The organism is Herbaspirillum sp. B65 (assembly GCF_000333555.1).
GTDB classification, from domain to species: domain Bacteria; phylum Pseudomonadota; class Gammaproteobacteria; order Burkholderiales; family Burkholderiaceae_D; genus Herbaspirillum; species Herbaspirillum rubrisubalbicans.
Window position 1 is genome coordinate 1 of record NZ_BADI01000526.1, and the last position, 8,768, is coordinate 8,768.

General features: G+C 62.2%; 9 protein-coding genes and 1 pseudogene. 3 read left to right on the forward strand and 7 right to left on the reverse strand.

Features of this window, described 5'->3' with window-relative positions:
- Positions 1–146 (forward strand): annotated as a pseudogene (locus I5W_RS33345) (TetR/AcrR family transcriptional regulator); the annotation flags it as partial.
- 3 nt (positions 147–149) lie between these two features.
- Here I5W_RS33345 and I5W_RS12760 read toward each other — a convergent pair.
- From I5W_RS12760 to I5W_RS12790, 7 genes are all read right to left on the reverse strand, one after another.
- Entirely contained in the window at positions 150–1,019 is an 870-nt protein-coding gene (locus I5W_RS12760) for an amidohydrolase family protein (RefSeq protein WP_044529511.1), read from the reverse strand.
- 164 nt (positions 1,020–1,183) lie between these two features.
- A complete protein-coding gene (locus I5W_RS12765) occupies positions 1,184–2,122 on the reverse strand; it encodes an ABC transporter substrate-binding protein (protein ID WP_017451248.1) in 939 nt (312 codons plus the stop codon).
- 101 nt (positions 2,123–2,223) lie between these two features.
- On the reverse strand, positions 2,224–3,225 hold the full coding sequence (locus I5W_RS12770; RefSeq protein ID WP_085946780.1) for an ABC transporter permease: 1,002 nt from the start codon (positions 3,223–3,225) through the stop codon (positions 2,224–2,226).
- 92 nt (positions 3,226–3,317) lie between these two features.
- A complete protein-coding gene (locus I5W_RS12775) occupies positions 3,318–4,865 on the reverse strand; it encodes a sugar ABC transporter ATP-binding protein (RefSeq protein WP_017451250.1) in 1,548 nt (515 codons plus the stop codon).
- Positions 4,866–5,085: 220 nt separating this feature from the next.
- On the reverse strand, positions 5,086–5,430 hold the full coding sequence (locus tag I5W_RS12780; protein ID WP_044529513.1) for an L-rhamnose mutarotase: 345 nt from the start codon (positions 5,428–5,430) through the stop codon (positions 5,086–5,088).
- A 7-nt stretch (positions 5,431–5,437) separates the two neighbouring features.
- On the reverse strand, positions 5,438–6,214 hold the full coding sequence (locus I5W_RS12785) for an SDR family oxidoreductase (RefSeq protein ID WP_044529514.1): 777 nt from the start codon (positions 6,212–6,214) through the stop codon (positions 5,438–5,440).
- 43 nt (positions 6,215–6,257) lie between these two features.
- Positions 6,258–7,535, reverse strand: a complete 1,278-nt coding sequence (locus tag I5W_RS12790) for an L-fuconate dehydratase (protein WP_044529515.1) — start codon at positions 7,533–7,535, stop codon at positions 6,258–6,260.
- Positions 7,536–7,546: 11 nt separating this feature from the next.
- Between I5W_RS12790 and I5W_RS32055 the strand changes: the two genes are divergently transcribed.
- Both I5W_RS32055 and I5W_RS12800 read left to right on the forward strand, forming a co-directional pair.
- The gene (locus tag I5W_RS32055) at positions 7,547–7,828 is read left to right on the forward strand and encodes a hypothetical protein (RefSeq protein ID WP_044529516.1); all 282 of its coding nucleotides are present in this window, start codon (positions 7,547–7,549) and stop codon (positions 7,826–7,828) included.
- 78 nt (positions 7,829–7,906) lie between these two features.
- On the forward strand, positions 7,907–8,758 hold the full coding sequence (locus I5W_RS12800; protein ID WP_044529517.1) for an IclR family transcriptional regulator: 852 nt from the start codon (positions 7,907–7,909) through the stop codon (positions 8,756–8,758).
- Positions 8,759–8,768 lie beyond the last annotated feature (10 nt).

An 8,768-nucleotide genomic window follows, 5' to 3' on the forward strand; every position in this document is an offset into this window, starting at 1 on the left:
GGACTGCCAGTGATGTGGTGTTGTACAGCTATTACGCACGCACCTGTGACCCGGCGGTGGATTACCTGCAGAAGTTCAGCAAGATGAACAATGAAGAGATCGTGAAGTACATGCTGCATGTAGCCTTCAACGGCTTTACGCGCTAGGGTTCAGGCCAGCGCGTAGCAGCGCGCCGCGGTCGCTCCCCATACCTGCTCCTGTTCCGGTTCCGACAGCCGCGTGGTGCTCCACTCCCGCACCACGCCCGCCACGGTGGCATAGGACGCCGCCAGCAGGCACACCGGCCAGTCCGAGCCGAACATGAGGCGCTCTGGACCGAAGGCTTCCAGGGCGGTATCCAGGCACAACACGATGTTGTCGTAATCCTTCTTGCGCAGACCGCGCAGCCAGTCGGCCTCGGTGACCAGGCCCGAGAGCTTGCAGGCCACGTGCGGCATGGCCGCCAGCGCGCGCAACTGGCGCTTCCATGCATTGAACACCGCCTCGCCGCGCCCGAACTCGGCCAGGGCCGGCTTGCCCAGGTGGTCCAGCACCAGCCAGTGGCGGTCATGGCGGGCGCAGAAGGCCTGCACTTCCGGCATCTGCCGGGCATAGATCAAGACGTCATAGACCAGCCCCTGCTGTTGCAGCCACTTGATGCCGGCATTGAAGGCCGGCGCCTCGATGAAGGCGGTGACATCGGCTTCATCCTGGACCTGGTGACGAAAGCCCAGCAGCTTGTCGCGTCCCCACTGCGCCACGTTGGCGGCCAGGTGCGGCGAGGACAGGTCTTCCCATCCCACCACCCCGGCAATGCGCCGGTCACCGCGCGCCAGGTCCAGCAAGAAACCGGTCTCTTCGCGCCCGGCGCGTGCCTGCACGGCAATCGAAGCGTGCAGGCCTTCGGCGGCCAGCAAGGGATGCAACTGCCCCGGCAAACGATCGCAGGCCAGCAGTTCCATGCCCTGGCCTATCCAGGGATAATCCTCGGCGCGATAGCGCCAGAAATGCTGGTGGGCGTCGATGCGAAGGGGCTTCATGATGCGGTCTCTGGGGGGAATGTAAGGAGGGAGGCGTTACCGGAATTGCTTAGTTTTTTCGGGACAAAAACTTAGAAACCGGAACCGGAAAACTTAGACTCAGGCGCCGTCCGGCGACGCCCACGGTTTCCCGCAGCCAGGGCTGGGGAAACCGTCATGCAGCATCAGTCGTAGAGCACGGCGGCGATCTTGGGATCGTCGATGTTGCTCTTGTCGTACCAGTAGAAACCAGTATCGATGACCTTGGGCAACTTCTCGCCCTTGATCGCCTTGACCGCCGCTTCCACGGTCTTGTAACCGATGCCCACCGGGTTCTGGGTGATGGCGCCGGCCATCACGCCTTCGCGGATGGCATCCTTCTGTTGCTTGCCGGAGTCATAGCCGATGATGATGATCTTGCGCTTCATTTCCTTGACGCCATTGACCACGCCGATGGCCGAGCCTTCATTGGTACCGAAGATGCCCTTGATCTTGGGATAGGCTTGCAGGATGGACTTGGTCACCTCGGTGGACTTCAACTGGTCGCCGGCGCCGTATTGGACGCTGACCACCTTGATCTTCGGATAGTTGGCCTTGATGCGTTCCAGGAAGCCATCGCGACGGTCCACGCCAGTGCGGCTGGTCTGGTCGTGGGCGACCACGGCGACTTCACCTTCCTTGCCGATCAGCTCGGCCATCTTGTCGGCCGCCAGGGCGGCAGCGGCGCGGTTGTCGGTGGTGGCGGTGGTGACCGGGATGTCGCTATCGACGCCCGAGTCGAAGGCCACCACCGGAATCTTGGCGGCTTGCGCCTTCTTCAGCAGCGGAATGGCGGCCTTGCTGTCCAGGGCGGCAAAGCCGATGGCCTGCGGCTTCTTGGCCAGGGCGGCGGAGAGCATGTCGATCTGCTTGTCGACCATGGCTTCGGTTTCCGGGCCTTCGAAGCTGACCTTCACTTTCAGATCCTTTCCGGCCTGGTCGGCGCCGGCTTTGACGGCTTGCCAGAACTGGTGCTGGAAGCCCTTGGAAATCAGCGGCACATACACTTCCTGCGCCTGTACGGCCGAAGTGCCGACTGCGAAGCTCAGACCCAGGGCTGCGGCCAGTAACTTGTTCTTGAACACGGTAAGTCTCCTTTTGTTTTCGATGATGGAGTGCCGCAGTGGCGTCTGCGGCGGGGCTTGCATTGCGACGAAAAAACCAATACCAAGCAGGCGATACGCCATCAGGCGCGGCGACGGCGGCGCAGGATGTCCAGGTACACCGCCAGGATGATGATCACGCCGGTGACTACGGTCTGCCATTCCTGGGCCACCGACATGATACGCAAACCATTGACCAGCACGCTCATGATGAAGGCGCCGATGATGGTACCGAGGATGGTGCCAGTGCCACCCGAGAGCGAGGTGCCACCGATGACCACTGCGGCAATCGCGTCCAGTTCATAGCCCTGACCCAGCGCCGGCTGCGCCGAATTCAGGCGAGACGCGATGATCAGGCCGGCGATGCCGCAGATGGCGCCGGAGAAGGTATAGACCGCCACCTTCCAGAAATCCACCTTCACGCCCGACAGGCGCAGCGCTTCTTCGTTGCTGCCCAGGGCGAAGGTATAGCGGCCGAAGACAGTCTTGTTGAGGATGATGGAAGCGCCGATGGCCACCAGGAACAGGATCAGCACCGCATTGGGAATCGGCAGCGAGGGGATCAGGTCGCCGATCAGGGAATCCTGGGCGATGGCTGAGAAGCCCTCGGTATCGTTGAAGTAGATCGGGCGGGTGCCGGAGATCACCAGCGACAGGCCCTTCAACAGCATCATCATGCCCAGCGTGGCGATGAAGGGCGGCACCTTGAGCTTGGCAATGACCATGCCCGAGACCCAGCCCGAGAACGCACCGAAGAAGATGGCCGCAGCAATGCCCAGCGGCAGCGGCATCCCCCAGTTGGTCAGCACCACCCCGGCCATGACGGCGCAGAAGGTCATCATGGTGCCCACCGACAGATCGATGCCGGAGGTGATGATGACGTAGGTGCAGGCGATGGCCAGCACGCCATTGACGGCGGTCGATTGCAGGATGCTGACCAGGTTGTCGACCTCCATGAAGTTAGGCGAGGCGAAGCTGAAGAACACGATCAGCAGCAACAGGCTGGCAAAGGCCAGCAGCTTCTGGCGCGCGGCCGGGTTGAACAGGCGGGCGCGCAGGCCCGTGGGGGAAGCGGGATTGACCATGGTGGATGCGGGCGAGGCGGAGTGGATATGGTTTGCCATGATGGGTCTTGTCTCTCTTGGTAGGTCGCGCTGGGGGTGGCCTGTGGTGGCCTTCAGGCCACGGCCGACTCACGTTGCGTGGCCAGTTGCATGATGTTTTCCTGGGTGGCGTCGGCGCGGGCCAGTTCACCGGTCACGCGCCCTTCGCACATGACCAGGATGCGATGACTCATGCGCAGCACCTCGGGCAACTCCGACGAAATCATCACGATCGCCTTGCCCTGTTCGGCCAGGGCGTCGAGCAACTTATAGATCTCGCTCTTGGCGCCGATGTCGATGCCACGCGTGGGTTCATCGAAGAACAGGATGTCGCAGTCGCGCAGCAGCCACTTGGCAATCACGATCTTTTGCTGGTTGCCCCCCGACAGCAGCCTTGCCTGCTGTTCCACCGAAGGCGTCTTGATGGCCAGTTGCCGCACGTAAGCCTGGGCCACTTCGCGCATGGCGCGCTGGTCCATGAAACCGGCGCGGGTGAAACGCCCCATGCTGGAGAGCGCGATATTAGCCTGCACATCCATGCCCACGGCCAGCCCGAAGTGCTTGCGGTCTTCCGAGAGGTAGCCGATGCCATGCGCCACCGCATCGGCCGGCTGGCGGATCATCGCCTTGCCGCCATGGATGAAGATCTCGCCCGAGTCCAGCGGATCGGCGCCGAAGATGGCACGCGCCACTTCGGTGCGGCCCGCGCCCATGAGACCGGCGAAACCGAGGATCTCTCCGCGGCGCAACTGGAAGCTGACATCGCGGATGGCGCGACCACGGTTCAGGCCACGCACCTCCAGCACCACTTCGTTGCGGGAGGTATCGGGCGGGGTCCGCTGCTCGCCATCCAGGGCCCGGCCCACCATCATGGAAATGATGGTGTCCATGGAGGTGCCTTGCATGGGAACGGTGGCGATGTACTTGCCATCGCGCATGACGCTGACGCGATCAGCGATCTGGCGCAGCTCATCCATCTTGTGCGAGATGTAGACGATGCCCACGCCCTGCGCCTGCAGGTCGCGGATGATGCGAAACAGCTCGGCGATCTCGGCGTTATTGAGCGCGGCGGTGGGTTCATCCATGATCAGCACGCGCGAATCGAAGGACAAGGCCTTGGCGATTTCCACCATCTGCTGGCGCGCCACGGTCAGCTCGCCCACCGGAGTGCGCGGGTCCATGTCCAGGCGCATACGCTCGAAGATGGCGGCGGCCTGGCGGTTCAACTGGTCTTCGTCGATGATCAGGCCAAAGCCCTTGCGCGGCTCGCGGCCGATGAAGATGTTTTGCGCGGCGGACAGGTGGTTCATCAGGTTCAGTTCCTGATGGATGATGCCGATGCCCAGCGCCTGGGCCTGGCGCGGCTCGCCGATCTCCACCGGCTTGCCATCGAGCAGGATGTCGCCGCTGTCGCGCTGGTAGACCCCGGACAGGATCTTCATCAAGGTCGATTTGCCGGCACCGTTCTCGCCCATCAGGGCGTGTACCTCACCGGCGGCCAGCTCGAACTGGCAATTGTCCAACGCCAGCACGCCGGGAAAGCGCTTGCTGACGTTGCGCAGCGCAATCAGCGGGGGGGCTGACGCGGCTGCCTTGGCTTGTGTCTCTTGGTCTTGTTGCATACTCACCTCGGATGCGGATGCATTGCCGGCCTATAGCCCGGAGGTCCATATGGCCATCGTGTGCGCGACTCTGCGGTCGCTGCATGACTACCTTGCTGCTTTTATTGCCTGCTTTTATTGCCTGCTTTCCCTGCTTGCTTGCCGCTCACCGGCCACTGTACAGCCTGGCGAAAAACTTAGAAAGCGGTTCACAAAAACTTATTTTCTGTTGCTTGAAAACTTAATCTTTCTGCGCTGACAGATCGAAGATGCGCGTCATCGGCACCCACTTCTGCCCGGCCGGGGTCCACGGTGTAGCCGCCTGGAAACGCCACATCAGGGCTTCCCATTCGCAGACGCGGGGATCGCTCTCGCTCGCCGCTGCCATCGCTGCGGCATCGTAGAGGGCGTCATCGGTCTGCATCACCATCATCATGCGCGTGCCCAGGCGGTAAATTTCCATCTCGAGCACGCCATGCCGTCGCAGATGCTGGGCAATCTCGGGCCAGATGCGCTGGTGGTACTGCTCATACTCGGCGATCAAGGCGGGATCGTCCTTCAGGTCCAGGGCCAGCACGGTACGCATGATGGCCTCAGGTCAGGGCGCGGTCGAGATGGGTATAGCCCCCATCGACGAACACCCATTGCCCGGTGGTATGCGAGGAGCGCCCCGAGAGCAGGAACACCGCCATGTCGGCCATTTCCTCGGAGGTGGTGAAACGCTTGCCCAGCGGAATCTTGCTGGTGATGGCGTCGAGCTTTTCCTGGGGATGCTCGAAGGTGGCGATCCATTTTTCGTAGAGCGGCGTCATCACCTCGGCCGGGATCAGCGCATTGACGCGCACGCCATCGTCGCGCAAGGCCGCCGCCCATTCGCGGGTCAGCGACAGTTGCGCGCCCTTGGAGGCGCAATAGCCGCTGGTATTGCCTTGGCCGGTGAGTGCGGTCTTGGAAGAGACATTGAGGATGGCGCCGCGTGCAGCCTTCAGGTGCGGCACGCAGTAATGCGCCATCACGTAGTAATGGATCAGGTTGCGTTCCAGCGAGGCGACGAATTCATCGCGCCCGGCGTCCAGGCCGACGCTGTCGTTGACGCCGGCATTGTTGACCAGGCCATCCAGACGATCGAAGCGCGCCACAGTCTGCGCCACGGCCTCGCCGCAACGGGCCGCATCCTGCAATTCCAGCTGGAACAACGCTGCGCGCGGCTGCAGGGCGGTCAGGCGCGACCAGAACTGCGGCTCCGGTTCGCTGCGGGCAAACACCACGGGAATGGCGCCTTCTGCGGCCAGTTGCATACTGATCGCGCCGCCGATGCCGGAGGCACCGCCGGTGACGATGACCACCTTCTCTTGCAGGTTCAGATCCACTTCAGTCTCCGTTTTTGTTCATCTTTTCGTGGGGGAATGCAGCCTAGCCCCGGAATCTGTACTGTTCCAGTGAAGCCGGCTTCATTTCGATCGAGAACCCCGGCAGGCTGGGCGGCATATAGGCTGCATTGCGGATCACGCAGGGGTCCACGAAATGCTCGTGCAGGTGATCCACGTACTCGGTCACACGCCCTTCCTTGCTGCCGGAGATGCACAGGTAGTCGATCATCGACAGGTGCTGGACATATTCGCACAGGCCCACGCCACCCGCGTGCGGGCAGACCACCTTGCCATACTTGGCAGCCATGAGCATGACGGCCAGGATTTCATTGACGCCACCCAGGCGGCAGGAATCGATCTGCACCACGTCGATGGCATCACGCATGATGAATTGCTTGAACAGGACACGGTTCTGGCACATCTCGCCGGTGGCCACCTTGACCGCACCGATGCCGGCGCGAATCTTGCGGTGGCCTTCGACATCATCCGGGCAGGTCGGCTCTTCGATGAACCAAGGCTGGGCGAAGGCGAGCTGATTGACCCAGGCGATGGCCTGGTCCACTTCCCACACCTGATTGGCATCGATCATCAGGCTTCGGTCCGGCCCCAACACTTCGCGGGCGATGCGCACGCGGCGCTTGTCGTCTTCCAGGTCACGGCCGACCTTGAGCTTGACGTGATTGAAGCCCTGGTCGATGGCTTGCTGACACAGGCGGCGCAGCTTGGCATCGTCATAGCCCAGCCAGCCAGCCGAGGTGGTGTAGCAGGGATAGCCCTCCTGCGCCAGGATGCGCAGGCGCTCGGCCTTGCCGGCCTCCTTTTCGCGCAGCAGCGCCAGCGCTTCCTCGGGGGTGATGCAATCGGTGATGTAGCGGAAATCGATGGTGCGGACCAGTTCCTCCGGCGACATGTCGGCCACCAGCTTCCAGACCGGCTTGCCTTGCGCCTTGGCCCACAGGTCCCAGGCGGCATTGACCACGGCGCCGGTGGCCAGGTGGATGGCGCCCTTGTCCGGGCCGATCCAGCGCAACTGGCTGTCGGAAGTGACGTGGCGCCAGAAGCGGCCCATGTCGGCGGCGATCCATTCCAGCTCCAGGCCCACCACCAGATGCTCCATGGCGCGGATGGCGGCACAGCAGATCTCATTGCCACGACCGATGGTGAAGGTCAGGCCGTGGCCCTTGAGTTGTTCATTGTCGGTATCGAGGATGACATAGGCGGCGGAGTAATCCGGGTCCGGATTCATCGCATCCGAACCGTCCAGCGATTGCGAAGTGGGGAAGCGCACGTCCAGCACGCGCAGGGCAGTAATCTTGGTCATCGGTCTCTAGCGTGGATGCCGCTGCGGCCGGGGCGGTGCCACTGGCACTGCCGCACATTGCCGGTGCTCGGCGGGACAGTCCGTGGCGACAGACTATCCAGGGTGATCGTCTCCGGGGCCTGGGCCCCTCTTTTGGTTTTTACTCACAAATAAAATTTAATTTCATCTGTGAGAGCCAGAGCATAACCTTGATTATCCTCTTCATGGAGCGCCAGACCGATGAAGTTTCCGACAGAATTGATATCAATTTCGAGATGACGTTTCGACATGCTCCGGCAATACATGAAAAATAATTTTACAGATAAAATCCCGAAATAAGCGAAATCCCCTACAATCCGGCCCCAAGACCAGCTACAGCACGCCAGGCCGCCATGCCCAGAACCCGGAAAATCAATCCCGCCGACGCCCCCGCCCTCCAGACTGCTGCCGAGCATGAAGATGAGCAAGGCGGCGGCAAGACGCGCTATGCCGCCCCGGCGCTGGACAAGGGCCTGGACATCCTGGAGCTGTTGAGCCGCTCCGAGCAGATGCTGACCCTCAATCAGATCTCCCGCCAACTGGGGCGCAGCGTCAACGAAATCTTCCGCATGGTGGTCACGCTGGAGCAGCGCGGCTACCTGATCGCCGACAACGATCACTACCGGCTTTCGCTCAAGCTCTTCGAACTGGCCCATCATCACCAGCCGATCCGCTCGTTGGTCAGCACCGCCCTGCCGCACATGCGTGAACTGGCCCAGCGCTCGATGCAATCGACCCACCTGACGGTCTATGAAGCCGGGCGCGTGATCGTGGTGGCGCAGGTGGACAGCCCCGAACGCTGGGCTTTCGGGCTCAAGGTGGGGGCATTGGTGAGCCTGACCGATACCGCCTCGGGCCACGTGCTGCTGGCCTTCCGCGATGAAGCCGAGCGCGCCAGTATGCTGGCGGCTCACGTGCGCATGGATGGCGAACAGGAAATCGAGACGGCGCAACTGATGCGCCAGATCGAGGAGACGCGCAAGCGGGGGCACTCACGCATGGAAAGCCGGCAGATCCGCGGCGTGATCAACCTGTCCTATCCGGTGATGGGCGCCAACAATCGCATGTTGGCGGCCTTGAACGTGCCCTATATCGAACGCATCGACAAGAAGGTCAATCCCAGCCTGGATGAGGTCCAGGGCATCGTGCAGGAAGTCTCGGCGCGCCTGTCGCGGCTGATGGGGGATTCCAGCTTCGGATCCTGATGTGTGGATC